Origin of the sequence: Thiocapsa sp. C2-2m, assembly GCF_041903745.1 — a bacterium.
GTDB lineage: Bacteria > Pseudomonadota > Gammaproteobacteria > Chromatiales > Chromatiaceae > Thiocapsa > Thiocapsa roseilacustris.
This window is the reverse complement of record NZ_JBBWVD010000004.1, coordinates 133,452-159,086: the sequence shown is the minus strand read 5'-3', so window position 1 is coordinate 159,086 and position 25,635 is coordinate 133,452. Positions and strand designations below refer to the sequence as shown.

Sequence of the window (25,635 nt, the reverse complement as noted above, 5' to 3'; positions counted from 1 at the left end):
CGCGACCCCCGAACCACATGCCAACCCGCAGGGTCCGCGGTGCGGACCGGCGGCTCGCCTGAACCGCAACGCGACAGGATAGGGCGCCAGCATGTACCCGTGCGGATCATCAGCCCGACGACACCGCAACTCCTACCGCCTTGCCCCGTGGCGCTCTGCGCCACGTGCCGCGATGGCGGAAGTGACGAACAAGGCCATCCCTACAGCCACATCGTTACCCACAACTCTCCCCGTCGGCAGTGCGCTGGGCCTCCAACGCGAGCACGAAATCGGCAGCCCGCTGGAGTCCGATCCAGATCGTCTGGGGTCCGGGGAAGCCATCACGCTTGCGGTTGAGGAAGCCGCCGAGGCCGGCGACCATGCGGACCATCTGATCGAGCGACGGCGGGGTCTCGGGTGGCGGCTTGCGTTGGGTCACCAGGTAGACCGCCTGCCATACGGCCCGATCGAAGACGACATCGCAAGGCATCTCGGGACAGTCGCGTCCGAGCATGGTGAGCAACAGCACGCGCCAGGCGATAATCATGTAGAACGCCAGTGCCGGCTCGAGGCGTTCGCGCTTCTCCAGCTGCAGTTCTTCGATGCGACAGCCGCTTTTGAGGATTTTGAAGAAAATCTCAATTTGCCATCGGCACAGGTACCAACTGAGTTTCTCCAGCGCTTGCTCGGGCGTGGTCACGGGCAGGTTGGTCAGCAGCAACCATTCGACGGGGTCCTCACCGGGTGGCGGTTGGAGCTCGGTGGCGAGGATAGCGGTGATCTCGATCTCGGCCAGCTTGCGATCGCGCCGATACGGGGCCGGCAGCTTCAGGCGCACGGCCTTGATCTGCTGGTGGACGGTGCGGGCGGTGCGTCCGTTGCCGCCGGGTTGATCGAAGCAGGTTTCGGTGAGCACCGGGGCCTGGTCTAAACGCTGGCGTCAGGTCTCGGGATTGCCCTCGGCGTCCTTGCCGAGGACGCGGTCGTGCTGGCCGCGTACCAGCCAGTCGGCACCGGTATCCGGGCACGGGGCCTCGACGAACAGCTCGTCGATGTCGGCCTCGCGATCGGCGAGATAGGTCAGGCGCGTCTCGGGCAGTTGCTCGGCGAGTTCGTTCACCCGCGCGAAGCCGTCGATCCAGCGCAGGCTTTCCTTCTCTTCGATCGGGCGAGCGGCGTCCTTGGGTTGGGCGAGGCTGCCGGGCTCACGCACCCAGGTGTGGGCATGGAGCAGGCCCAGCGCCAACCGATCGGGGGTGACCGCCAGGGTTGGATGCAGGTACAGCCCCCGGCGGGTTTCATCGTTGAGCGGCCCCGGGCCCTGGATATCGTTCTTGCCGGTGTAGTCGAACTCCGAGGTGTCTTCGATACACAGCACCCGTGGGTGCTCGCGCATCCGCTCGACGGTGCAGGCCATGTGCGGAGCGAGCACCGCCTCGGCGCTGACCGCGGCATGATCAAACAGGCGGTAGGGCGCGCGGGTCTCGCCCCAGCCACCGCACGCGCTCGGAAGACTCAGCATCGGTTTCTCACCCAGGCGCTGCAGCACCCGCCGCGCGCGACGATTCAGACGCACGTCACCCGGATCGATGTCCGCCAACTCCGCCACCAGCGCGCTCATGCCGCCACCCCCAGGGCGCGGCGGAAGTCCGCGCGCAGCGGGTAGACGAAGACGCCCTTGCGCGGCAACGTCGCGCGATGGGTGACATCGCACTTGCCCCGCCCTTGCGTCTCGCCCAGGTAGCGCCAATTGGCCGCCGCGTAACAGGTTCCGCGATAGCGCGCCCGCTCCACGAAGGTCTCCAGCAGCACCGGCCGCGCGCCGTAGCGCTCGGCAAAGTCGTTGCCCACCCGCCGTGCCGCGAGCCCCAGCACCTTGGAGGCCAAGTGCTGCACGCGAATCCACGGCAGCAGCAGAAAGCGGGCATTGTTCACCACCGCGCCCAGGCGCGCTTCGCGCTGCAACCGGTCCCAGCCGATCCAGGCGTCGCGCACGCCGACCTTCCACGCCGCCGCCCCGAAGCCCAGGGCGCCGAGCAGACCTTGATCCGATTCGATCAGGTAGCGCATCTGCGCTCCCGGCAGCGGACTGTAACCGAGATAGTGGTAGCGATCGACGAGGCCGTTCCATAACCGCGACGCCGCCTTCTCGCGCACCACGCTCAGGCGCACACCCGAGAGCGCATCCACCCGCCCGTCCAAGGCGATTGCGGGCGGCCACGGCACCGCCGCGTGCGTCAGTGCGCGCCCATTGCCATTGCCCCAGCGCGGCGCCGGCAGCGCGATCAGGCCCGCCCGGTGCAGCCGCAACAGCCCCACCCGGGCGCTCATCAGCTTCGGGTCGCCCAGCGCGTTCGTCCACTCCAGAGCCCGGCACACCCGCCGGGCAATCTCGGCACGGTTCGCCGGCTCGGCACGGCGGATCTCCTCCCGGATCACCTCCAGATCGGTCGCACTCAATGCCCGCCCACACAGCTTCTCCGGCCTCTGCTCGCTCACTGTACCTTGCCCCCTGCGGTTGACGAGGGGACAATTTCACCAGCTCAGCGGTTCTGTGTCCGGCCCCGACCTAGGTGCAGATCGCGGGATTCAGAGATGTGGGTAACGATGTGAGTCTGGAGGGGCCGTCTGACTAAGTTGATACAGCAAACTGTTCACGCCGTTGACATGCTGCTTGGTCGCCTCTATGAGGCGCACGATCTCACGACCAGATGCCTTTAACGACGCACAATGTACTTCGATGATTTTTCGTTTGCCGTTTGTTTCCTCGGCAATTTTCCGATTCTTGCTGCGCGCAAATAGCGCACTGCCCAACAGCGCCGTGCCGCCAATCGCCCAGCCAACCGGCCCGGCCAGCGCCAGAAATGCCGAACCGCCGGCCATGCCGCCCCCACCGGCGGCCAATGCACCGCCCCCGATCCATGCCAACGCCGCATTTGTGGCGGCGGCACCGAAAAGGGCGGAGATGGCAGTTCCCGTTGAGGCTGCACCAACGGTCGTGGCAACCGCCATGGCGACCGTCGGCCCCATGGCGGCGACGCCAACGCCTGCCATGACCCCTGTCGCCGCACTCGTTTCCGCTTTGAAATCAATGGCGGCAGCTTCGCTTTCGAGCTGCCGAATCATGCCGCTGAAGACCTTGAGCTCCGCCTTGTAGGTTGAAAACGAGCGGTCGAACTCCTTTGGGGTATTGGCAAGGCGATTGATGTATTTTTCAACGCTGCCAATGACTTCCCGACTACTCTCCTGGCGAAGAATAAATAACCTTTCGGAGTCCGTCTTGACGCTTTCGAAGCTCCGCAGATAGGACGACTGGGCACTCTGGAGCTGGCTCAGAGCCTCTTTTTTGAGATCACCGTTCAGCATGTTCCTTCCAGCTAGCTTAATTCCGTTATGACCACAAGGAATATTAGCGACAAAGTGTGCGAGAACCGTGAAACGGTTCGCACTTTAGAGGCCAACCGTGCGGCAAAGTGTGCTTTGAGACGCTGGATGTGCGCTTTTTGTATACGTGGAACACTATTCTCGGCCACATCCGGCGGCATGAGCATGCTGTAAGACCGCCTGCGCGCCTCTCGCCGTTACCTGCGGCGAGAAGCTCACCTCAGCTGCGCTTCGGCGACGTGGATCTGCCTGCACAAGTCCAGGACCCGCGGCCCCCAGCGCACGCTCGGCCCGATCGGGCTCCTCGAACGCCAAGCTCGCGTTGCCGTCCTCCAGGCTGTCGAACGCTATGTCCTGAAATACGAACAAGGCTGATCGTGGTCTCGTGATCTGCACGGATCAGACGGATGCCCAAAACTGAGGGGCAAGCGCAACGTAACGAAAGGAGTACGGCTGGGTGTGTTGCCGGATTGCGCACCCATCCGTCCCGATTTAGATATGTTAGGCTTCTCGCGCCATACATCGGGTATGGTGCCGAGGGAGGACAACCCATGTCTGTTTATCATAAGAAAATCATGCTCACTGCAGCCCTCTTTGCGTTTGCTTTGGCGGGTTCGACAGGTTACGCCAATCCACCGAAGCCCACCGGACCATTGAAATGGTTGGAGCCGAGTGTGGATCGGCTTGAGTCGGTCGTCATCACAGTCAAAACCGATCCGCTGGAAGATCCGGAGCCGGCCTGTATCGCGATCCAGATCGGCATCAATCTCCTGCTATCCGAGGTGCCGGGGCAGCCCGGAGAAACGGTCACGGTGACGCCTGCGGATCGTGTCGTCTTGTTCCCGACGTTGGATGGGCTCGAGCTTGTCAATCCACTGAATGATTTAACGCAACCGGACTGCGATACGCCTTCGGGTCTGAATACGGGGTCGCTGCAAGGACTCTTGAACCGCTTCACTCAACTTGGAGGAGAGGTGCAGAGCTGCCCCTTGTGTGCGAACCGACGCGACATCACGGAGCCCACCTTCGGGACGATCGCGACCGGTGAAGACATTCACGACCTCTTTCTTTACGCGGATAAGGTGATCCCTTTCTAGCCGACGACCGCCGCAGCTCGGCCGTCGGTGCGTCACGGTGCCCGGGCTGCTTTAATTTGCTTACGCGATTTGCCGGTGCTTTGACCCGATTGCCGACGCATCCCTTTCTATGATCTCTCGGAGGCGCGGTTCCACCGGTGGCTCGACAAGGCACGCGATACCTGTGATAGCTGTAGGGGGAGAGCACCACGGGTTGAGGCTTGGGGGAATCTAGAGGCAGGTTGTGCCCCACGTAATCCCACACCCTAGGCTCGACCATCTTGCAGCATGCCGTGGTCTCGGGCAGCGTTGGAGACATTCCGTGCAGCACGCTGGTTGACCGCATGACCACGCTCTTCTCGATCATCGAATCCCCGAACCATCCTCGCTTCGACGCCCTCTATGAGCGTCTCGGCATCAGCCAGATCAAGCTCGCCTCGCAACGCAAGGCGTTGCAGGCCCTCAAGTCCATGACGCCGGACTGGATCGTGGCGGAGTTCTTCTACGGCTTTGGCAACAACTACGCCGGAGCCAATGTCAGCAACCTGGACGTTGTTCTGGCGGCCTTACACAAACAGGCCCCGTCGGCACGAACGATCGTACTGGTCAGCAAGGAACAGGCGCAATACGTCCCGCGACTGGCCGAGCGCTTCCGGATCCATGCCGTGCTGACATTGCCGGTCACCGAGACCGACATCGAAGCGGTGCTGCGGGCTACGCAAACGTCTTAGCCGCGCTCAAGCACACGGCTCGCTGTCCTTGCGGTGAATAGATACCTCACCATCCGGCCGCCTCGCGTCGCCCTCCCGAACCGTAGTTCCGGGAACAGTTTACCTAATTCCCTAGACGAGATGCTTCGGATCGGTTAGAACACGAAGTGACGTCTCCGTGGCGAGGGATTGGACGACCGATGGCCAGACTTCCGAGGGTGGTTGTCCCGGGACTTCCACATCTTTTGACGCAGCGCGGTAATCGACGCCAGCAGACCTTTTTTTGCGACGAGGACTATGCCGAGTATCGGCGACTGCTCTCGACGTCCTGTCGAGCGTGCGTCACGCAGGTTCTGGTCTACTGTCTCATGCCGAATCATGTACACCTGATCCTGGTCCCTGGCGATGAGCTCGGTTTGCGTGACGCGCTGGGCGAGGCGCATCGTCGCTATATGCGTATGACCATTTCCGCGAAGGCTGGCGAGGGCATCTTTGGCAGGAGCGTTTTCACTCGTTCGTGATGGACGAGCGGCACCTCATCGCCGCTGCCAGGTCTGTGGAGCTGAACCCCGTCCGTGCGCGGCTCTGTGCACGGCCGAAGGACTGGCCGTGGTCGAGCGCCCGGGCCCATTTGGCCTGAGTGGACGATGAGCTCGTCAGCGTGCGTCCCCTGTTGGAGCTGATCTCCGACTGAGCTCGCTTGATCGGCGAGCCCGACGCGCCGGACATCGCTGACGCGCTGCACGCGCATACCAGCACCGGCCACCCGCTCGGTCCGGACTCCTTTGTTGAAGATCTGGAGCAACGCCTTCGGCGTGCGCTCAAGCGACAGAAGCCCGGGCCGAAGGCAGCGCGACGAGACTCTCACACCCGAGACCTCTTTGAGCTGCTGGAGCGGGATTAGGTACACTGTCCCCGGAATTGTCCCCGGAATTGCTCGGTCATGTAGGATCCGGGATTCGGCAGTTGACTGCTGCGTGCCTCTGAAGTCCGCCCGCAACCATCGATTCGGCCACCACCGATACCTCTGCCATCGTCGATGATACGGAACATCTCTTTGCGCAGGATCCTGATCACGAGCTTCACCTTGCTGGTGGTCGGCGCCGTGACCGCGGTTGGCCTGCTCGCGCTCCATGCGGGCCAGCGGGCGATCGCGTCCATGGCCGAACACCTGATGGCGCAGGTCGGCGAGCGCATCGACCAGCGCCTGACCGCTCAGCTCGGCGATCTGCGCCAGGTTGTCCAAATCAATGCCTCCCTGATCCGCCAGGGTCGGCTCGACTGGCGGGACGGTCCCGCCTTGGAGCGGCACTTTGCCGGACAGCTCGGGCTGTTCGGCGGCGTGACCCATCTCGGTCTGGTGACCGAGCAGCATGAATTCAGAGCGAGATCGGCGACTTCCTGCGGGCTCTCGAGATCAGCGCCGAGGGTCAGGCGTTCCTCATCGGTCGCGAGGGGCTGCTGATCGCCACCTCCAGCGGCGAGACCCCCTTCGACGGCCGCCCCTTGCCCGATCATGCCCGGAATGTCGCCGTCGGGCATCGCCGTCTAGCGGCCATCGACAGCGCCGATCCGGTGACCGCCGCGACCGCCCGACAGCTGTTTGTCGAGGTGCCGGGCCTGGCCCACTTGGATGAGCCCCGGGGCTTCGCCTTTCCCTTCCAGGGTCAGCGCTATCTGGCCAACGTCGCCCCCATGTTCGGGGAATCGCCCCATCCGGACTGGTTCACCCTCGTCGTGGCGCCGCTGCAGGACTCTACAGCCCCGATCCGGGAGCGCGTCCACGAGCCACTCTTGCTGATGCTGTTGACCTTGGGGATCGCCATCCTACTGGGCTTGGTCGCCGCGGAATGGATCAGCCGGCCCCTCCGGGAATTGAACGCGGCGACCCTGCGGCTGGCCGAAGGCGACTTCAGCCAGCCGCTGCCTGCCGCGCCCATCCGGGAGTTGCGCGAGCTGGGCGAGACCTTCAACGCCACGAGCCTGTGCCTGCGCGACACCTTCACCAGTTTGCAGGCTAGCAACCAGAGCCTGCGTGCGGCCGAGCAGGCCCTGGCCGGGGAAAACCGTCGCTTGGAGGAGCGGGTCGCCGCCCGCACCGCCGAGTTGGAAGCGGCTCGGACCCGGCTCGAGGAGGCATTGGCTCAGCGGACCGAGTCCGAGGGGAAATTCCGCGGAATGTTCGAGCAGTCCCCACTGGGCGTCGCCCTGTTCGACCCGGCCGGCGGCCGGATGCTGGAGGTGAATGACCGTCTGCTCGAGCTCATCGGCCGCACTCGCGAAGAGCTGCTCGGCATCGGATGGGCGGACATCACCCATCCCGACGATTTGCCGCGGGAACAAGATTGCGTCGCCCGGCTGTATGCGGGCGAGATCGATGGCTTCGAGCTGGAGAAGCGTTATCTGCGGCCGGACGGCACCCCGGTGTGGGCCGATCTGACCGTGGGGTCGGTGGCCGTGGTCGGCAATGCGCACCCGCTCCATCTCTGCCTGGTCGAGGACATCAGCGCCCGCAAGGCCGCCGAGGCCCGGGTGCTGGCGAGCGAACGCCAGCTCCGTCGCATCCTCGACAACATGCCCATCGCCATCGCCGTCAGCACGCTGGGCCGCCCGGCCCGGATCACCTACAACAATATTCAGTTTGTGCTCACCTGCGGTTATACCCCGGAGGAGATTCACACCGTCGACGATTGGGCACGGCGTGCCTATCCCGATGCCGCCTATCGCCAAACCTCGATGGACTGGTGGTATGCAGCGGTGGAGACGGCGGTTGCCGGCAGGGGGCAGGTCGAGTCCGGAGAGTTCCGGATCACACACAAGGACGGCACCTGCCGAGACGTGATCATCAGCGCGACCGTCCTCGATGATCTCTTGTTGGTCTCCTTCGTCGATATCTCCGCGCGCAAGCAGGCCGAGGCCCGTTTGGCCGAGAGCGAGGCACGCTTCCGCCTGGCCTTCGACAATGCCAACACCGGCATGTGCCTGGTCGACCTCCAGGGCCGGCTGTTGCAGGCCATCGCCAAGATGAGCGCCATCTTCGGCTATTCTCGCGAGGAGTTGGAGGGCATGAGCATCGACGATCTGACACTACCGGACGACCGGACGCTGAGCCAGGGGTTCATCGACCGGGCCGTCCATGGCGCCGGCGACAGCGCCACCTTCGAAAAACGCTACCGCCATCGTCAGGGACATGTCATCTATGGCCAGGTGGCCTCGTCGCTGGTCCGGGATGCCCGGGGCCAGCCGCGCTATTTCATTTCGCAGGTGCAGGACATCACCCAACGCAGACAAGCCGAGGCGGCTCTGGCGCAGTCGATGGCGAACTTAGAGACAGCTAATCAGGAGCTGGACCGGCTCGCCACCACGGATATGCTGACCGGCATCCGGAATCGTCGCTACTTCGAGCAGACCGTCGTCGCCGAGATCGCACGGGCCACCCGTTACGACGAACCCATCAGTCTGTTGATCTTCGACATCGATCATTTCAAGAGGATCAACGATACCCATGGTCACCTGGTAGGCGACCAGGTCTTGGTCGAGCTGACGCGCCTGGTTGGCGACCATCTGCGCGCGTCCGACCTACTGGCCCGCTGGGGCGGGGAGGAATTCGTCATCCTCATCCCTCAATGCGGGCTGAACGAGGCGCGGCAACTGGCTCAAAAGCTGCGCCTGCTGATCGCCGGCGAGACCTTCTCCGGGGTCGGGTGCGTCACCTCGAGCTTCGGCGTGGCGGACTATCGCCCACCCGAGACCGCCGATGCTTGGCTGGACCGCGCAGATCAGGCGCTTTTCGACGCCAAGGTCGCCGGGCGCAATCGGGTCTTTCCCGCGTCTTGACACGACTCCCCGAGGCGCCGGGACATCACGAGCGGGGTCTTTCCTATTGCCCGATTCTCAGACCTGACGTCCTCATGGTCCACGGCGCGGCGTCATACCGATCTGTCGTTGTCTCGCGTGAACGAACGGACCGAGGAGAGGAGGTCCCCGGCCTGTCCCCGAGGTACCCATCGATAAACAGCTATGTCCCGGAGGCCTATCATCGATTGGTCCGACCGCCAACATGGCGTTAACCTAGTGTACCATTGACCCTGCGAGCACACGTATCGTCCGTGTGCTCGGTCGTCTATCAGCCGGACGTGTTGTCATGATGGAACGCCTTCACACTGTCTTGCCCTTCCTGCGCTGGTTCCCCATGACTCGGGAGGGCCTGCGCGACGACATCGTTGCCGGAATCACGGTCGCCTTGGTGTTGCTGCCGCAGGGCATGGCCTACGCCCAGTTGGCGGGCTTGCCTGTCGTGTACGGGCTCTACGCCTCCTTTATCCCCGTTATGATCGCCTCGATGTGGGGCTCGTCGAGTCAGCTGCACACCGGCCCGGTGGCCATGCTCTCGCTGATGTCCGCGGCGGCGATCATCCCCTTCGCGTCGCCGGGAAGCGCGAGCTTCATCGAGCTCTCGATCATGCTGGCCTTGATGGTCGGAGTACTGCGTCTCGCACTGGGTTTGTTCAAGCTCGGGGCCATCGTCAACCTGCTGTCGAGCCCGGTGGTGGTAGGCTTTACGAATGCGGCGGCGCTGATCATCGGACTCTCGCAGCTGAGCAAGATCATCGGCGTGCCTTTTCCGCGCTCGGACTTCTATCTCGCCGATCTTTGGCGCGTCGTGCAGCAGATCGGCGAGACGCACTGGCCGACACTGGTGTTCGCGGTTGCGGCCTTCCTGTTGATCAACGCGATAAAACGGGTCTCTTCCAGGCTCCCCGGCGTCTTGATCGCCGTACTCGCAACGACCGCCGCGTCTGCACTCATCGGCTTCGAGCACAAGTCGACAGTCGGGATCGAGCAGATCCAGGACGTGCGGACGGTGGAGACGATCGGGGCTTACAGCCAGACCGAGATGCGCATCAAAGCCCTCACCACGTTGATCGCGGAGCGCAGCCGCGAGGCCGCTCGACTCGAGCAGGAGGGCGGGATGGATGCCATCAGGAGCGCCTCGGAGTTGTCGGCGTCGGTCCGTCTCTTCCAGTACGAGCTGGATCAGTCGCGGTCACAGAACAACGCGCGCCGCATCGACCTGCACGCGATCCGCTTGGAAGGCTCGCCGATCCCGGACGGGCCGATGCTCCTCTTCGCCAAAGGCCAAGTCCCCGAGGGACTGGCGCGTGACGGTCGGATCTGGCATTTCGTCGAGACGCGCGACGGGGAGGTGACGCTCTCGTCGGGCGGGGCCGTGGTGGGGGCAATCCCGGAGGGGCTGCCGCAGTTCGCCGTGCCCGAGGTGCACTGGGACCTCGTCCTCGCTCTGCTTCCGGCTGCGATCGTGATGGCCCTGATCGGCTTCATGGAGGCAACCTCGATCTCCAAGGCCATCGCCACCACCACGGGCGAGCGGATCAACGCCAGCAAGGAGCTGGTCGGGCAGGGTCTGGCGAACATCGTCGGGAGCTTCTTCAGCTCCTACACGGTCAGCGGATCCTTCTCGCGATCCGCCGTAGCGGCCAAGACAGGCGCCAAAACCGGCCTCTTCGCCGTCATCAGCGCGCTGGCGGTGATGGTCGTCCTGCTCTTCTTCACGTCCTACCTCTACAGTCTGCCGCAGTCGGTGTTGGCGGTCATCGTGATGATGGCCGTCTTCGGGCTGATCCGAGTCGCGCCGCTGGTCCACGCCTGGAAGGTCGACCGTGGCGGCGCGATCGTCGGCATCGTGACCTTCCTGGCAACCCTCGTGATGGCCCCGGCAATCGCCAACGGCATCCTCCTCGGCATCGCCCTGACGGTGCTGCTCTATCTGATCAAGAGCATGCGTCCGCGCGCGGAGATCGTCGCGCGTAAACCCGACGGAACGCTCGGCGGCATCAAGGCGCACAATCTCGCGCCGGTCAGCGAGACGGTCGTGCCGGTCCGCTTCGACGGCTCGCTGACCTTCTCGACCGTCGCCTACTTCGAGGACATCGTGCTGGAGGCCATCGCCGATTTTCCGAAGACCAGGGTGATCCTGATCATCGGAAGCGGAATCAATGAGATCGACGCATCAGGTGAGGAAAAGGTCAACGAAGTTGCTCAACAGCTGCGGGATGCCGGCATTGGGCTCTACTTCAGCGGGTTGAAGCATCAGGTGATGTCCGTCTTCGAGAAAACCGGGATCGTCGAGGAGCTCGGACGCGATCACTTCTTCCCGAACAAGGAGCATGCGCTGAAGGTCTTGCTCGAGCGCTATGAGGCATCCTCCGAACAGTAAAAAAAGACGGCCGGTGTGCGCGACTTTTCGGGGCTCAACACCTTCAAAGCCGGCTCCAACCGTTACCCTCACACCTCGCCAGCCCTCATGCCTGCGCATCGCGGAAGTGTTGCCGGATGCCCGGCAAGGCTCGATACCGGGCTTGTGGTCAGCGATTGCACGTGCACGATCACCCGTGAGTGCATCATGCAGGTTCTGACCCTTGGCCAACGGGCTGAATGCCTGTCGGTCGCATGTCGCTGCAACGCGCCGGATCCGTGAGAGGGGCGTGGGGTGCCCGCACGGCCAGCATCAGGGCGGCCGCGGCCAGACAGATGACGCCGCCGACCAGGAAGGCCGTGTGGTACTCGCCGAGCTGGAACAACCGGGTCGCCAGTGCGTTCGTCCCGTCGAGCACCTGATATTCGATGCCGCCCGCGTCGTGCATCAAGGAGGCGGCCAAGTGGGGGCCGAGTAAGCCGCCGGCGCCATACGCGGTGAACAACAGGCCGTAATTGACGCCGATGTTGCGGGTTCCGAAGTAGTCGGCGGCCAGTGCGGGATAGAGGGCGAGATAGCCGCCGAAGCACAGGGCGATCAGCGACACGCCCAGAAGATACAGGGGGTACGCCCGCATCCAGTCGAGTCCGAGCAGGAGCAGTCCGCAGAGAACGAACATGAGCATCAGCGTGCGCTCTCGTCCGAAGGTGTCGGACACCCGTCCCCAGAGGATGCGCCCGCCGGCGTTGAAGATGGCCAGCACCGCCACCGCCATGGCCGCGGCCGAGGAGACGGCGACGAAGTGCTCGTGGGGCACCGGGATCTCGACCACCGTCGCCAGACTGAAGCTCTGCCAGATGGGGGCGGCCTTCATGATGATCATGAGGCCCGCGGTGCTGCCGGCCAGGTAGGTGATCCACAAGACCCAGAACACCGGTGTGCGCAGCATCTGCCGCGGCGTGAATTCGGCATGGAGCGCGCCCGCTGCGGGTGCCGGCGGCGTCCATCCGGGCGGACAGTATCCGGCCGGAGGGTTGTGCAGGAGCTGCGCACCAAGCACCACCGTCACCAGAAAGATGCAACCGAGGATGGTGAAGGTGCCGAAGATCCCAACCTGGGGGAGCGGAAAGAGTTCGATCCCGAAGAGCTGGTAGGAACCGCCCGTGATCAGGGCCCGCGCCAGCGGCGCGAAGAAAAAGGCGCCGGCCCCGAAGCCCGCCACCGCCAGCCCGGTGATCAGGCCGCGCCGGTCCGGGAACCACTTCACGCAGGTTGCGATGGGGCACACGTAGGCCATGCCGATGCCGATGCCGCCGAGCACGGCGTAGGTGCCCACCAGCCAGAAGAGGGCCACCTCCTCGGAGAAGCTGCCCGTCAGCCCCGCGAGGATCAGCCCCGTCCCCAACACGACGCCGCCGATGGTGCCGACGCCCCGCGGGCCGAGCCGGTCCTGTATCTGGCCGCCGAAGATCACGGCGAGGGCGAAGGTCGCGATGACGATTTGGGCCGGCAGGGTGACCTGCGCCTCCGACCAGCCGGGGAAGACGCCCAGCAGGGGGGTCTGGAACACGCTCCAGATGTACACGGCGCCGAGGCTGACCTGGACGATCAGGGCCCCGGCGACCACCAGCCAGCGATTGTGTCTGTGCGCGTTGTTCATGGGTCAGACATGGACTCGGTAGAGGATGGGTGGGCCTGCGCTTCGGGCAGCGGCTCGGGATGTGCGCTGGGCCGCGCGGCCGACGCCGGGTAGGGCACGAGGAGCTCGTAGTCGACCAGGCCCCAGAGGGTCCGTCGGCGACGGCTGACCAGGCCTCCCGAGCGCGGACAAGGCCGCACGATCAGGTGGCGTGGCTTGTGGTCCAGGACGTCCCAGCCAAGACGGCGCAGCTCCCGACGCGCCTCCCCGGAGAGGTGCCGCAGCTCGGGCTCGGTCAGATATCCCTGCTGGTGGGCGGTCTCCGCATCGATGCCGTCGATCCAGCGGTAGAGAAGGATGTACATGCGCTCCCAGGCGTAGCGCACCTGGGCTCCCTCGGTTTGGGCGGCCTGGTCCTCGCCGAGAACCCTGTCGTACCACCAGCGCCGGTGGGTGCGGCGGCCGAGCTGCCAGTCGAGGTAGCGGGTGGCCGGGCTGTAGATCGCAAGCGGTGCCTTGGTGGGAATGTGGCACCCCGCCGCGGCGCGCAGCCGCTTCAGGTGGGCGAACTCCTCGAACGGGGACAGGAATTCGCTGGACGCGATGCGGTCCCGCTCCTCCCAGTCCATGACTTCGTCGCGCGCGATCGACACCAGCGCCTCCTGGGCGAAGCGGCTGAACTTGACCACCAGCGCGAACTGCTCGCGCTGCCTGTGCGGCACCGCGACCCGATACACCGCCCCGGTGGCCCCGGCCAACTGGCGCCCCACCTTCGACAACTGCTCGCCGACGAACCACTGGGACGGCAGGATCGAATCGAGTACCGGCCAGCCGTGGCGGGTGACGAAGAGGTCGCCGGACTGCTTGCCTCGCAGCTGGAGGTAATCGACCCCGAACACCCGGCGGCGCAGGGCCGCCGGCGCCTGGTCGAAGGAGCGCTGGTGCGGGTGGTGGAAGCGGTGCTCGAATCGTTCCAACGGGTGCTCCCTCAGTCGTCGCCGGGCTCGAAGAGGGGCAGATCGAGTAGCGCGGCATAGTCATCCAGGCTCCCGTTCGACAGGCAGCAGTCGATGATCCGGCGGCCCGTCGGCAGGAGCTCGGGATCGAGAAAGGCGCGCAGCTCGCGGTGGAAGAACGCGCTCAAGATGGCCGCACCCTGGTCGTAGGCATCGGCTCCGACCTCGGGCTGTTGGTCGACCTCGAAGAACCAGGGGCCGATGGTGCTGCCCTCGACGATGATGGTGCCCGGGGTGTAGCCGAGCAGCGCGCAGCGCGAGGGCTTGAGCCGGTCCGTACCGAAGCGGGCCCCGCCCCGGCGCGCGAGATACTCGCGAGCGATCCACTGGGGCATGAAACCAACCTCCCAGGCGCCGATATGCTGATTGGGGATCAGGACGTAGCGCACCTCGGGGGTCTCGATGATCTGGTTGAGCAGCAGGTTGGCGTGGTCGACCCTCCGCCCGGTGGCAAACGGCCAGTAGGAGCCCACACCCTCCGAGGACATGCCCTCGGTCTCGACGATGCTCGGGTTCGAATGACCGCGCGGCGCCACCAGCCGCCACAGCCAGGCGAGCGCCGGAGGCAGCAGGTGAAACATCCCGACGATGCCGTAGCTGGGACGCGAGCGCGTGCAGGGCGGGGTACGCACCCCCATGCTGCGGACGTCCACGTCCACCGCGCCGGGGACCACGCGCGGGATCACCGCCCGCGGGATGATCACGCGCGGGTTTGGGCAGGGCACCCCAGGGGAGTCCTCGATGTGCTCCCACAGCAGCGTCGTGGCGTCCGGGCGCCCGTGAATGTTGAGGAACAGGAGCGGCGCCGGAGGGTGGATGGTGAGCTCCTCGATGTGCGGGTCGGTGCCGTAGCGTGCGATGTGGTTGCAGCGGACGAACCATGCGTTCTCGGCGTCCATCAGGGTCAGCTTGCCGGTGCCCTTCTCGAGGGAGGGGTGGCACAGGGCCATGTCGTCCGTCACCGGTCGCAGCTCGCAACCGCGCGGCAGGGTGAGCGTGCGCTCCTCGCGGGTGACGAGGTTGCGGCCGATCAAGAGGGTCCCGTCCGGGTGACGGTGGGCATACTCCAGCATCTCGCTCTTGCCGCCGCCGCTCGCGCCCTCGTGGGTGATCACCAGCTTGTTTTCGTAAGGGGTGACCACCTGCACGGTGGAGCAGTGCATGGTCACCCAGCGTTCCACCTCGCCGATGTTGAGCAGTACCCCATAGATCCCCTTTTTGGCGCTCGGACCGGGATAGAGGTTGTAGCTGAACAGCTCGTGGACATCCTCCAGACGGTTGTGCACCACGACCTGACGCCCGCCGAAATGCGTATGGCGGAAGGGCGGGGCGACGTAGATGATCGCCTTCGGCTGGAAATCCGCGGGCAGCTCATCCTCGTGCATGATCCCCTGCAGCAGGGCGAGCCCGAGGGCGAAGAACCCCGCGTTGTCCGGCGCGATCACCAGGGCTTCGGTGCCCTTGTCGGGGAGGCCCGCGTAGAAGGGGAAGGCGGCGAGCGGCTGGGTCTTGAGCCATGCGAAGGTGGCCTCGCGCACCGGCTCAAACGGCTCGCCGAAGCGTTCCCGGTAGGTCGGCTTGTCGGTGGGGCGGGCATCGCCGATCACCATGCAGTCGGGGTCGCGACGACGCATGTAGGGCTCGGTGTAATTGGCGCAGATGCCGTTGCGGGTGCGGCACACGGTGGCCTCGACCACCCGACCGCGGCCCGGGACCTCGTAGGCGACCTCGTGGATGCCCCCGGGCGCGTCGCGCACCGCGAGTGCCATGAGCTCGGCGGTGGTACCGGCAACCGTGACGCGCGGTGCCGCGGCGAGCAGCTCAGCCACGCCAGGGGGCAAGGCCAAATCAAGCAGGAAACGCGAGGCTGTCGTCATGGCGGATAGGGCTCCGATCGGCGGCTGTCAAAGGGGTCGGATAAAAACGGACGAGACGATGGCGCCACATCGGACGGGCTCGAGGGCGTCGCAGGTGCCGCTGAACGCGCAGCTGCGGGCCGAGGGCCTTACTCATGCCGGCGGGCGCGAAAAGATCCTCGTCGAGTCCATCGGCCGGTAGGTTCCCAACGATGATAGCCGCGGCGCGCCGGACGACGAGCAGCGAAGCGATGGAAAAAACCCCGATAACACATCGGATAATCAGAACTATTGGTGCGCTGTCCGCGGCTGTCCGCGGCTGTCCGCAGATCTCGACCCGATCGGCGAGCTCGGCACGTTGCGCGCCGAGCCAGGCGCATTCGCGGGCCGTCGGATCATGTTGACCCCGATGAGAAAAGGGTCGGAGCCCTTATGCTGGAAGCGCTTCGGTTGGCGCCTGATTACAGGCGATGTGATCAGAGTCGTTCAGTTAGAAGCAGGTGGACGTGGTTGGTCATCAGGACATACGCATGTATTCTGCATGACCAACGCCCCGACGCTTCCTTCAACCAGTGGAGGCATGCTCGGTCGTCGATGTCGTCAGAGAAGATAGGTCGCTGGTTGTTGCCGCGTCGGACAACATGCACGGGAACACCCGGAAGGAAGAATCTTGGCTTGCGGGGAATCGGACCGGGCGTCGGTTGATTGTCTACGGACAGGTATAGCATCGACAAATGGATCCGACCTTTTTACTCTGACTCTTTTTGGCCCCCCTTGGCCACATCCCGCAGCCACTACACGGTCATCCCGATGTCATCGACAAAGACGCCCGACGACGCGGCGAATGAGTTGACCCGGCCAGCACGAGAGATTACGGACCGGCTGATCCTTCTCGTGATCGGCGGTTATGCCGCCCTGTTCGTCTTTTTCGGTTTTCTAGTCTCCAGTCCCACCGAGATCGGCGAGGGGTTGTTCGCGATAACGACTTCGCGCGACACCCTGTTGACCGATTATTTCGGCGTCGGCGGGGTGGGCGCCGGATTCGTCAATGCGGGCCTACTGACCCTGAGTGCTTGTATGGTCTACGCCATCGTGGGGGCAAGGATCAATGGTGCGGCGGTGGCCGCGCTCTTCCTTCTTTTAGGGTTTGGTCTGTTCGGCAAGAACCTACTCAATATCTGGTTCATCGTCTTCGGCGTGGCGTTGTACGCGCGTTTCAAGGGACAGCCATTCGCGACCCACATCAATGCCGCGTTCTTCGGAGTGGCGCTGTCGCCGGTCTCCTCGGAGATCCTCTTCAGCTCCGTGTTGCCGGTTGGGATCGCAGTGCCCCTCGGCATCGGTACCGGAGTGCTGATCGGATTCATCCTGCCGCCGGTGGCGGCTCAGGTTTTCAAGGCCCATATGGGCTTCGCGCTCTATAACATGGGGTTTGCCGCCGGTCTGGTCGGGATCGTGATCGTTGCCTTATACAAATCCTACGGGTTCGTGCCGGACCCCGTGCTCGTCTGGACGACCGGGAACAATCTTCTGCTGGGTGGTTTCCTCGGGTTTGTATTGGCGACGATGCTGGCGATCGGACTCATACTGGACCGAGAGGCGCCCTCCGGACTTAAGCGGATCATGGGCGAATCCGGCCAGTCGCCGAGCGACTTCATCGCCATCGGCGGGTTCGGAGCGACCTTGGTCAACATGGCGCTGAGCGGGGCGATCGGGCTGGCCTTTGTGCTGGCCTTGGGTGGCGACCTGAACGGCCCGGTGATCGGTGCCCTGTTTTCGATCATGGGGTTTGCGGCGTTCGGCAAGCACCCCAAAAACATCGTGCCGATCATCATCGGTGTCTTCCTCGGCTCGCTTGCAAAGCCGTGGAGCTTGGCTGACCCATCCATCCTGCTCGCCGCGCTCTTCGGCACCAACCTGGCGCCGGTCGCCGGACGCTTCGGTTGGCGCTGGGGCATCGCCGCGGGCTTCTTGCACTCGTCCACAGCGCTCAGCGTCGGTGTGGTACACGGCGGTCTGAATCTATACAACAACGGCTTCGCGGCCGGGATCGTTGCCGCCGTCCTGGTCCCCATCATCATCGCGATTAAGTCCGGCAAGGCGCGGGCCGAGCCGCCGCTTCGCCGGCCATCCGGCGCCTCGGGACGGCGCGCCGATGACGGCGATGTATGACCGCCACTGACTGCGACACCCGCAGCGTCCTCGGAAAAGACGGTCGCGACGGCTTCGCTAGCTCGATGAAGACCTGCCGCAAGCTGGGTATCTCGTTTTGGGATGATCTCGGCGACCGCATCAAACCGCTCGGGATGGTTCCGCTGTTTCCCAACATCGTCCGCGAGCCTGCCTTCGTCGCTTCGGCGACACCCTGAGTCTTCGAGAAGCGACCATCCGTACACTTAAGCGGCGGTGTTCCGCCGCTCAACGATCGATCGACCCTCTCGTTGCGGCGAGCAACGATTTTCTGCTGGTTTTGTGCGTTGCCTCCCGGTCCCGTGCGGCATCGCCGGCCATACTCCAATCCAAGACTCGACACACGTGAGTGAGATGGTGGTTCTCTCCTGCACCGGCAAATGCCAAAAGAGGCTCTCGGGCGCGTCAGGCGACGCGGGTGCATGACTCGATATCTCGCGGCAGTGTGTCGAGATGAATCCCGGCAGGGGAGACACCGATAGGAAGCAGAGGTCCTCCTCGTCCGATCTGTCCGGCGGCGAACCGCCGCGGGACGGCGACCGAGCAGCGAGCGACCGCCATGATCAGAACTTCGGATCAACCGTGCAACAACGACTTCGGCCGCGAGCCGCTTCGGGAGGAAAGCCTCTCGACAGCGGTTTCGGTCGTTGCGTCGATCGTTGCTCAGCAAACGCCCGCCATTCCAGAACCCACCAGAGCCCAGCACTGGAGCGAGAGCAAGTGTCGGTGCCCCGATTCTGTACTTTGCGCACAGTGCGCATCCGGGCCACTGGGTCCCGGCGGTCGGTATCAGGCAGCCCGCAAGCGCGGCTTCACCCTGATCGAGCTGATGATCACGGTCGCCATCATCGGCATTTTGGCCGCGGTGGCGTATCCGAGTTATCAGCAGTATGTCCTTCGCTCCAATCGCGCCGAAGCACAGGCCTATTTAATGGATCTTGCGCAGCGTGAGCAGCTCTTTCTGCTCGATGCGCGGCGTTATGCCTCGCTGGCTGAGCTGGCTGAGTTAGGTGTCAACGCACCCGCCAAGGTGGCGCAATATTATGCCGACCCTGTCATCACAACGGGCGCCAGTCCGCCGAGCTTCACCATCAGCGCGACGCCGAAGGCCGGAACACCCCAGGTCAAGGATCTGGGCGGCGCCGCGCTGATCATCGATCATCTCGGCGCCAAGACACCCACCGATGCTTGGTGAGCGTGAGGAGAGCAGCATGAGCATCACCCACATCATCCGTCTCACGCCTGGACCCTCGAGCATCCCCTTGACCCTCGCGAAGGCATGTGAAACGGGCTCCCCGAACACTCGGCGTGCGAGACGAGCACCCCACGCGCACTCGCCAGGGGCCGCGCACGGTTTCACCTTGCTGGAGCTGATGATGACCATCGCCATCGTGGCCATCTTCGCCGGGATCGGGGTGCCATCTTTCACACGGACCATCGCCAACCATCGTGTCCATGCCGCGGCCAGCGATCTACAAACCGCGCTCTGGCGAACGCGCTCCGAGGCGATTCGTTTGAACCGCGACGTCACACTCCAACCGGCATCGAGCGAGGCCGGCTGGGAGGGCGGCTGGGTCGCCCTGCCGTCGGGTGCCACCGAGACGCTTCTGAGCGGCGATGCGTTCAGGGGTGTCACGCTCAGTGGTGGTCCCGCGAGCGTCGTCTATCGCGCCTCCGGGCGTGCGCGCTCCGACACCGCGACCACCGCGACCTTCGAGATTGCCTCGAAGCAGGATCGCGACGCGCCCAAACGCTGTCTGCGGATCGACCCGAGCGGTCAACCCATGCTGAGTGACGGAGGCTGTTGATCGTGTCCAAGCGACGTCATCACTTGTCCCGCCAGATTGGCTTCACGCTGGTCGAGATCCTGGTCACCGCGGTCATACTCGCCTTCGGACTCCTCGGCCTCGCCGGCTTGCAAGCCAAGATGACGGTGACTCAGATGGAAGCCTATCAGCGCGCCCATGCGCTGGTGCTCGTCGAGGACATGGTGGCGCGGATCAATAGTCAGCGCGATGGGGCTAAATCAGGTTCTTATGTCTCGAGTGGCGGTATGACCCGGGTCGGGACTGGAACAACATGGAGCTGGTTCGATTGCAGCCTCTACTACTGGATTAGCGTCCCGCTCGTGGATCTCTGCGAGTGGGATCGCGCTCTGAAAGGCGCCGACACGGTCGAGGATGGCAGATCCCTCGGTGGTCTGATCGGCGCGCGTGGATGTATCGAATGGCTCTCGGATCCGGATGAGCCACTCACCCTACGCGTCAGCGTGGCCTGGCAGGGGTTGGCCGAGACACAGGCCCCTTCACTGCCCTGCGGACGGGATGCATTCGATACGGAGTCCAAACGTCGTGTGCTGACGACCGAATTGATCTTGGCGGATCTGGAGCAATGAGGCAAGCAGCCATGTCATACGATCTCAGCATGATCGAGCCTTCGTACTCAACCCGTCCCTTTCTCATTGGACCCGGGAGCCGTGGATCGAGGACGAACATGACAGGCTTCACGCTCCTTGAGCTGATGATCGCCATGACCATCGGTGTCTTCCTGCTCGGCACCTTGGCCGTTGTGCTCATCAATAATAGCCAAACACGTTATGAGCTCGAGAAATCGCTCGGCCAGATGCAGAATGCGCGCTATGCCTTGCAGGTCTTGAGCGACGATGTCGCGAATGCCGGCTTTTATGGTGAGGTTAAAATCGGCGACTACACGATCTGGACCCCAACCGATAAAGAATGCCCGACGATTCAGGATTTCACAAACCAGACTGCCCCTCCCATTAAACTACCTGTCTGGATCCGGGGTCTCAACAACATTTCCACCAGCTTACCCAGTTGTACGCCGGATGCATTAGGGGGGTCTGACATATTCGTCGTACGACGCTCAGCCACCTGCGCCGCCGGTGAATTTGGCTGTGATGACTTCCCGAAAGTTAATGGGCTTCCTCATATCCAAAAGTCTGGTTGTGGAGCGTCACTGACGATTGCAACGATACGCGACGACTTCGCTGGAACTATCCCGCCCTGCTCCGGCTCGCCGCCGTCGGATGCACCCATCTATCGCCTGATCAATCATGTCTACTACCTGATGAATCTGGCAGTTTCGGTTTCGGGAGAGAGCGTACCGACCCTAATGCGCGCCGAACTGACAGCGAATGGCTACGAAAGCTTTCCCATCGCCGAGGGGATCGAACATCTTCATTTCGAGTATGGAGTCGACACCAGTGGGAACGGTGAACCCAATCGGTATCGAACCGCAAATGATATCACCGAAACTGATTGGCAAAATGTCGTCTCCGTTCGCGTCTACCTTATCGCGCGCAATCTGAGGCCGACCAATGGATATGAGGACGAGCGGACCTATAAGCTCGGACGTGCGAGTGTGGAACCGTCGGGGGACGCTCGGAGCTTCAAACGACAAGCCTATAGCACCACGATCCGGCTCAACAATATCGCGGGTCCACTGGAGCGATGACCATGCAGCAATTCGTTCAATTGTACCAGCATGATAACCAGCGTGGCGCGGTCTTGGTGATCGCGCTAATCATGCTGCTGTTGACGACTTTGATCGTGGTCGCCTCGTTCCAGATGGGCACCAGCAATCTCTTGGTCGTGTCGAATCTGGAATCGAGACAGCAGACCCAAAAGGCCGCCGAGGCGACATTGGAATTTGCCGTCGACGCCCGATATATAAATATCCTCATTGATAGCGTGGCACCGGGTTCGACGACCGCGCCCTTTTACTGCAAGGGTCAAAAGAATCATAAGTGTTTCGATCTCGATGGCGACGGTTCGGATGATCTTGAGGTCGACCTCACGACGCAGCCACCGCGATGTATCGGCACGACAGGACTCCTTAATAATCAACTGACGACAGAGCCGGACGATCAAGGCTGCTTCCTGGGGACGCTGCAAATCGGCGCGGTCGAAGGCTCCGACTCGAAAGGTTACTCCTTGTGTTCGACAGCGGACTGGGATCTCGTCGCGCGCGCGGTGGATCTTGCGACCGGATCAGAGACGCGTGTGCGTCAGGGCGTCGGGAGACGTGTCTCCAACAACGATATTCCACCTGAATGCCAGTGAGTGGCGCGCTCGGAGGCTCATCATGTTCAAGCCAAGTCATCTCATCCAGACTCCAACCCTTCGCCCGAGCGGGACCGGCACCCTTCAGATTCATCCGCCCGGCGCCGGGATGCTCGCCAGTGCGGATTCAAGCCATGAGTCCCCCTCTCCCCGGCCCCCTTCCGCAGGCATGGGCGGGGGCTCATGTCATCCCTTTGGAGGGCATGGTCATGGGTTACATCGACTCGGTCTCACGCTTGGGCTGATGCTGCTGACCATGGCCTTGCAGGTCGTCGGCGAGGACATCGATATCTTCGTTGGCGGCGTCGGCGGTCAGGCCGACAAGCCACGCATCCTCTTCGTGCTGGACAACACGTCGAACTGGTCGCGGAATTCGCAACATTGGCAACCCCAAGGCACCAAGCAAGGCCAGGCCGAGGTGCGTGCCATCAACAACTCGCTCGACGGACTGACGGACAAGATTCACGCTGGCCTGATGATGTACAGGACGATCGAGCCAAACATCGATGCCGGTTATGTCAGGCATGCGCTCAAGCTCCTCGATAGCACCAATCAAGCGAGTTTGGGCGCGCGTCTCGAATCGATCGCAGTCAATATCGAAACACCAGACGAAAAGCGTCCCGCGAATCCCAAGTATGGTCATCTCATGCATGATGTCTATAACTATCTCGCGGGCGCCGACTCACTCTTGTCGGGCAACGGCACACCAAGCACCCTCGCGGATACAGCGGGCTATCAGACCAACTACTCGCGCTTCAGCTCACCCTTGACCGCGGCCAATGTCTGTAGCGACACCTATCTCGTCTTCGTCACCAATCCTCAGAGCAATGGACCGACGACCGATGATTCGAGTAATTCGAGCGCGCTCGCGAGCCTCGTCACGTCCGTCGGTGGCACGAACGATAAGCTCGCGGGTCAAAGTGCTGGAACGCCGCTCCCGCTGCCACTCTTCGTGGAGAACAAGACCAGCGAGGCATTCAGTGGATTCAGCGAGGCTTGTTACAAGAACGAGACGGAGTGTAACAAAAACTGCGCGAACGAAGGCTACACGAGCTGCACCTGCGACAAGAAGAAGACCGAGACCTGCACGAGTGGTTCTCGATACTGGATCGACGGCACCATCGAGAAGATCGAGCTGGTCCCAACCGGTCAATACAACCTGACCCTGGGCGCGGCCTGGAACCTGGATGACTGGTCCAAGTTCCTTTATACCCATGGCGTCCAGATCCCAGGTGCAGCGGCCTCCGACCCGCGCTCGCGCGTGATCACCTATACGATCGATGTTTTCAACAAACAGCAGAATGAGGATCATACCTCATTGATGATGAGCGCCGCTCGGGTCGGCGGTGGCGCCTACTTTGCCGCACGCAGCCAGGACGAGCTCGAGGTCGCGCTCGACACCATCATCGCCGAGATCATCTCGGTCAACTCGACCTTCGCCTCGGCATCCCTGCCCATCAGCGCGACCAATCGCGCCCAGAACGAGAATCAAGTCTTCATAGGCATGTTCCGGCCCGAGCCGGACGCATTACCCCGCTGGTTCGGCAACCTCAAGCGGTATCAGTTGAAGTATTTCGATGGCGTGCTGGATCTCGCCGACAAGGACGAACAGCGTGCGATCAACACCCAGACCGGTTTCGTCGCGGAATGCGCAACCAGCTTCTGGACGACCAACTCCGAGGATTATTGGAGCGGCAAGGGTGTCGTGCCCGATCCCAAGAGTCTCTGCCGGACTGTCACTCAACCCTACTCAGACACACCCGATGGACCCTTCGTCGAGAAAGGCGCTGCTGGACAGCGACTGCGTGCGAATGTCGCCGATCGGAACGTCGAGACCAGAACCACGTCGGGCACGACCCTGACACCCTTTTCTACGACCAGTAGCGATCTAGAGGCCGATCTCGTAAGCTACACACTCGGTTTCGCAGAGGATGAGGCGGCGGCAAGGCCGAGCATTCACGGCGATGTCGTGCATTCGCGACCACTCCCGGTCAATTATGGCGGGAGCACGGGTGTCACGGTCTTCTACGGTGCGAACGATGGCACCTTGAGGGCTGTCGATGCCGCGACGGGCAATGAACGCTGGGCCTTCATCGCCCCCGAGCATTTCGACAAGCTTGCGAGACTCGAGGCCAATTCGCCCAAGGTCGCCTATCCGAATCAGACGGCGGCCGACGACAGTCCACTCGCGCCCAAGGATTATTTCTTCGATGGCTCGATCGGACAGATCATCCGCTATGGCGACGACAACAGATTGAGTTTGGCTTGGATCTATCCGACCATGCGCCGCGGCGGTCGGATGGTCTATGCCTTCGATGTGACCAACCCAGACGCACCATCGTTGATGTGGTATCAGGGTTGTCCAAATACGGACGATGACACCGGATGCACCTCGGGCGCGAGCGGTCTCGGCCAGACCTGGTCGATCCCGAATGCAGGCTATCTCCGAGATGCCTCCGACGCGGATGCGAAGATCCCGGTCGTCGTGATGGGCGGTGGTTATGACCCTTGCGAGGATGCGGAAAACGCCTCGCCGAGCTGTGGATCGTCCAAGGGTCGCGCCGTCTATGTCTTCGATGCCGCGAACGGAAATATCCTCAAGAGCTTCGCGACGGATCGCGCCGTGGCGGGCGACGTCAGTCTGGCCGATCTCGATTACGATGGTCGCATCGATCTCGCCTATGCCGCCGATACGGGTGGGAACCTATATCGTATCGACCTGAGTGACGGCTCGCCCGAGGCTTGGACGATCCAGAGAATCGCACGCACCCAGGGTGGGGGTCGAAAATTCCTCTATGGCCCGGCGGTCATGCCCTATCGTCCGGAAACTGTCGATTTCGTCTATCTCGCGCTCGGATCGGGCAATCGCGAGCAGCCCTTGGAGACGGATTACCCCTACGCGAGCGACATCGAGGATCGCTTCTATGTCTTTCTCGACAAACCTGGCGAGGACGCGAGTGTCTATCCATTCGACCTGGACAGCACCAGCACCATGTTCGACTATACGGTGAACAACGCCTGTACCGATCTGGGAATCACGCCATCCAGCACGAAGCGCGGCTGGTTCATGGGTCTCCCCGACCGTGGCGAGCAGACCGTCACCCATGCCTTGATCGTCGCGGGGATGGCGACCTTCAGCACCTCACGCCCGGGCGGCACGTCCGTCGACATCTGCTCGCGTCCGATCGGCGTCGCCGCGGGTTATTGGGTCAATCTGTTCAATGGCTCGGGTGCCATTGGAGACATCGATAAAACCTGTGGCGGTCGGAGATCGACGACCCTTACGGGCGGCGGCATGCCACCCTCGCCCGTCATCGCGGTCGTGCCGGTCGAGGGCAAACCGAGAACGGTCGTCATCGGTGCGCCGCCGCGCGACGGCTCGACGGGGACACCCATCACTCCCCAGGAAATCAAGCCCGTTGGCAAACACCCGACTTATCGATACTACTGGAGCAGCGACGTCGATCGCTAAACTCACCAAAATGG

The 25,635-nt window shown here is 63.1% G+C and carries 22 protein-coding genes; 14 read left to right on the top strand and 8 right to left on the bottom strand.

The window, feature by feature from the left end; translation table 11 throughout:
• Window positions 1-214 precede the first annotated feature (214 nt).
• The 4 genes from AADX97_RS04515 to AADX97_RS04500 form a co-directional block, all read right to left on the bottom strand.
• Window positions 215-895 carry an IS4 family transposase gene (locus AADX97_RS04515; RefSeq protein WP_374232210.1) on the bottom strand — a complete coding sequence of 227 codons (681 nt, stop codon included), beginning with the start codon at window positions 893-895 and terminating at the stop codon, window positions 215-217.
• A 24-nt stretch (window positions 896-919) separates the two neighbouring features.
• The gene (locus AADX97_RS04510) at window positions 920-1,600 is read right to left on the bottom strand and encodes a transposase DNA-binding-containing protein (RefSeq protein WP_374238651.1); all 681 of its coding nucleotides are present in this window, start codon (window positions 1,598-1,600) and stop codon (window positions 920-922) included.
• Window positions 1,597-2,478 carry a Druantia anti-phage system protein DruA gene (locus tag AADX97_RS04505; protein ID WP_374238650.1) on the bottom strand — a complete coding sequence of 294 codons (882 nt, stop codon included), beginning with the start codon at window positions 2,476-2,478 and terminating at the stop codon, window positions 1,597-1,599. The genes AADX97_RS04510 and AADX97_RS04505 overlap by 4 nt, the downstream gene beginning before the upstream one ends.
• Before the next feature lie 90 nt (window positions 2,479-2,568).
• Entirely contained in the window at window positions 2,569-3,345 is a 777-nt protein-coding gene (locus AADX97_RS04500; RefSeq protein ID WP_374232207.1) for a hypothetical protein, read from the bottom strand.
• Between the two features lie 425 nt (window positions 3,346-3,770).
• Here AADX97_RS04500 and AADX97_RS04495 point away from each other — a divergent pair, with 425 nt between their 5' ends.
• From AADX97_RS04495 to AADX97_RS04470, 6 genes are all read left to right on the top strand, one after another.
• The gene (locus tag AADX97_RS04495) at window positions 3,771-4,460 is read left to right on the top strand and encodes a hypothetical protein (RefSeq protein WP_374232206.1); all 690 of its coding nucleotides are present in this window, start codon (window positions 3,771-3,773) and stop codon (window positions 4,458-4,460) included.
• Between the two features lie 323 nt (window positions 4,461-4,783).
• Window positions 4,784-5,170: a hypothetical protein gene (locus AADX97_RS04490; protein ID WP_374232205.1), complete on the top strand. Its 387-nt coding sequence runs from the start codon at window positions 4,784-4,786 to the stop codon at window positions 5,168-5,170.
• Window positions 5,171-5,349: 179 nt separating this feature from the next.
• Entirely contained in the window at window positions 5,350-5,670 is a 321-nt protein-coding gene (locus AADX97_RS04485) for a transposase (protein WP_374232204.1), read from the top strand.
• 536 nt (window positions 5,671-6,206) lie between these two features.
• On the top strand, window positions 6,207-6,614 hold the full coding sequence (locus AADX97_RS04480) for a hypothetical protein (protein WP_374232203.1): 408 nt from the start codon (window positions 6,207-6,209) through the stop codon (window positions 6,612-6,614).
• Window positions 6,615-6,655: 41 nt separating this feature from the next.
• Complete coding sequence (locus AADX97_RS04475) at window positions 6,656-8,986, top strand: PAS domain S-box protein (protein ID WP_374232202.1); 2,331 nt, start codon at window positions 6,656-6,658, stop codon at window positions 8,984-8,986.
• A 307-nt stretch (window positions 8,987-9,293) separates the two neighbouring features.
• The gene (locus AADX97_RS04470) at window positions 9,294-11,387 is read left to right on the top strand and encodes a SulP family inorganic anion transporter (protein ID WP_374232201.1); all 2,094 of its coding nucleotides are present in this window, start codon (window positions 9,294-9,296) and stop codon (window positions 11,385-11,387) included.
• Between the two features lie 184 nt (window positions 11,388-11,571).
• On the opposite strand, the gene AADX97_RS04465 is transcribed toward AADX97_RS04470, so the two are convergent.
• The 4 genes from AADX97_RS04465 to AADX97_RS04450 form a co-directional block, all read right to left on the bottom strand.
• Window positions 11,572-13,026: an OFA family MFS transporter gene (locus tag AADX97_RS04465; RefSeq protein WP_374232200.1), complete on the bottom strand. Its 1,455-nt coding sequence runs from the start codon at window positions 13,024-13,026 to the stop codon at window positions 11,572-11,574.
• On the bottom strand, window positions 13,023-13,982 hold the full coding sequence (locus AADX97_RS04460; RefSeq protein ID WP_374232199.1) for a hypothetical protein: 960 nt from the start codon (window positions 13,980-13,982) through the stop codon (window positions 13,023-13,025). The genes AADX97_RS04465 and AADX97_RS04460 overlap by 4 nt, the downstream gene beginning before the upstream one ends.
• Before the next feature lie 11 nt (window positions 13,983-13,993).
• On the bottom strand, window positions 13,994-15,898 hold the full coding sequence (locus tag AADX97_RS04455; protein ID WP_374232198.1) for a DUF4914 family protein: 1,905 nt from the start codon (window positions 15,896-15,898) through the stop codon (window positions 13,994-13,996).
• Between the two features lie 455 nt (window positions 15,899-16,353).
• Window positions 16,354-16,605 (bottom strand): transposase, encoded by a 252-nt coding sequence (locus AADX97_RS04450; RefSeq protein ID WP_374232197.1) that lies wholly within the window; start codon window positions 16,603-16,605, stop codon window positions 16,354-16,356.
• An 82-nt stretch (window positions 16,606-16,687) separates the two neighbouring features.
• Between AADX97_RS04450 and AADX97_RS04445 the strand changes: the two genes are divergently transcribed.
• The 8 genes from AADX97_RS04445 to AADX97_RS04410 all read left to right on the top strand — a co-directional run bounded on the left by AADX97_RS04445 (window position 16,688) and on the right by AADX97_RS04410 (window position 25,621).
• Window positions 16,688-18,049: a DUF1576 domain-containing protein gene (locus AADX97_RS04445; RefSeq protein ID WP_374232196.1), complete on the top strand. Its 1,362-nt coding sequence runs from the start codon at window positions 16,688-16,690 to the stop codon at window positions 18,047-18,049.
• Entirely contained in the window at window positions 18,046-18,246 is a 201-nt protein-coding gene (locus AADX97_RS04440) for a hypothetical protein (protein WP_374232195.1), read from the top strand. Before AADX97_RS04445 ends, AADX97_RS04440 begins: the two co-directional genes overlap by 4 nt.
• A gap of 650 nt (window positions 18,247-18,896) precedes the next feature.
• A complete protein-coding gene (locus AADX97_RS04435; protein WP_374232194.1) occupies window positions 18,897-19,262 on the top strand; it encodes a type IV pilin protein in 366 nt (121 codons plus the stop codon).
• Window positions 19,263-19,278: 16 nt separating this feature from the next.
• Window positions 19,279-19,875: a GspH/FimT family pseudopilin gene (locus AADX97_RS04430; protein ID WP_374232193.1), complete on the top strand. Its 597-nt coding sequence runs from the start codon at window positions 19,279-19,281 to the stop codon at window positions 19,873-19,875.
• Window positions 19,876-19,877: 2 nt separating this feature from the next.
• Window positions 19,878-20,462 carry a prepilin-type N-terminal cleavage/methylation domain-containing protein gene (locus AADX97_RS04425; protein WP_374232192.1) on the top strand — a complete coding sequence of 195 codons (585 nt, stop codon included), beginning with the start codon at window positions 19,878-19,880 and terminating at the stop codon, window positions 20,460-20,462.
• Between the two features lie 98 nt (window positions 20,463-20,560).
• Window positions 20,561-21,541: a PilW family protein gene (locus AADX97_RS04420; protein ID WP_374232191.1), complete on the top strand. Its 981-nt coding sequence runs from the start codon at window positions 20,561-20,563 to the stop codon at window positions 21,539-21,541.
• Between the two features lie 2 nt (window positions 21,542-21,543).
• On the top strand, window positions 21,544-22,149 hold the full coding sequence (locus AADX97_RS04415; RefSeq protein WP_374232190.1) for a PilX N-terminal domain-containing pilus assembly protein: 606 nt from the start codon (window positions 21,544-21,546) through the stop codon (window positions 22,147-22,149).
• A gap of 22 nt (window positions 22,150-22,171) precedes the next feature.
• Complete coding sequence (locus tag AADX97_RS04410; RefSeq protein WP_374232189.1) at window positions 22,172-25,621, top strand: pilus assembly protein; 3,450 nt, start codon at window positions 22,172-22,174, stop codon at window positions 25,619-25,621.
• Window positions 25,622-25,635: the final 14 nt, after the last annotated feature.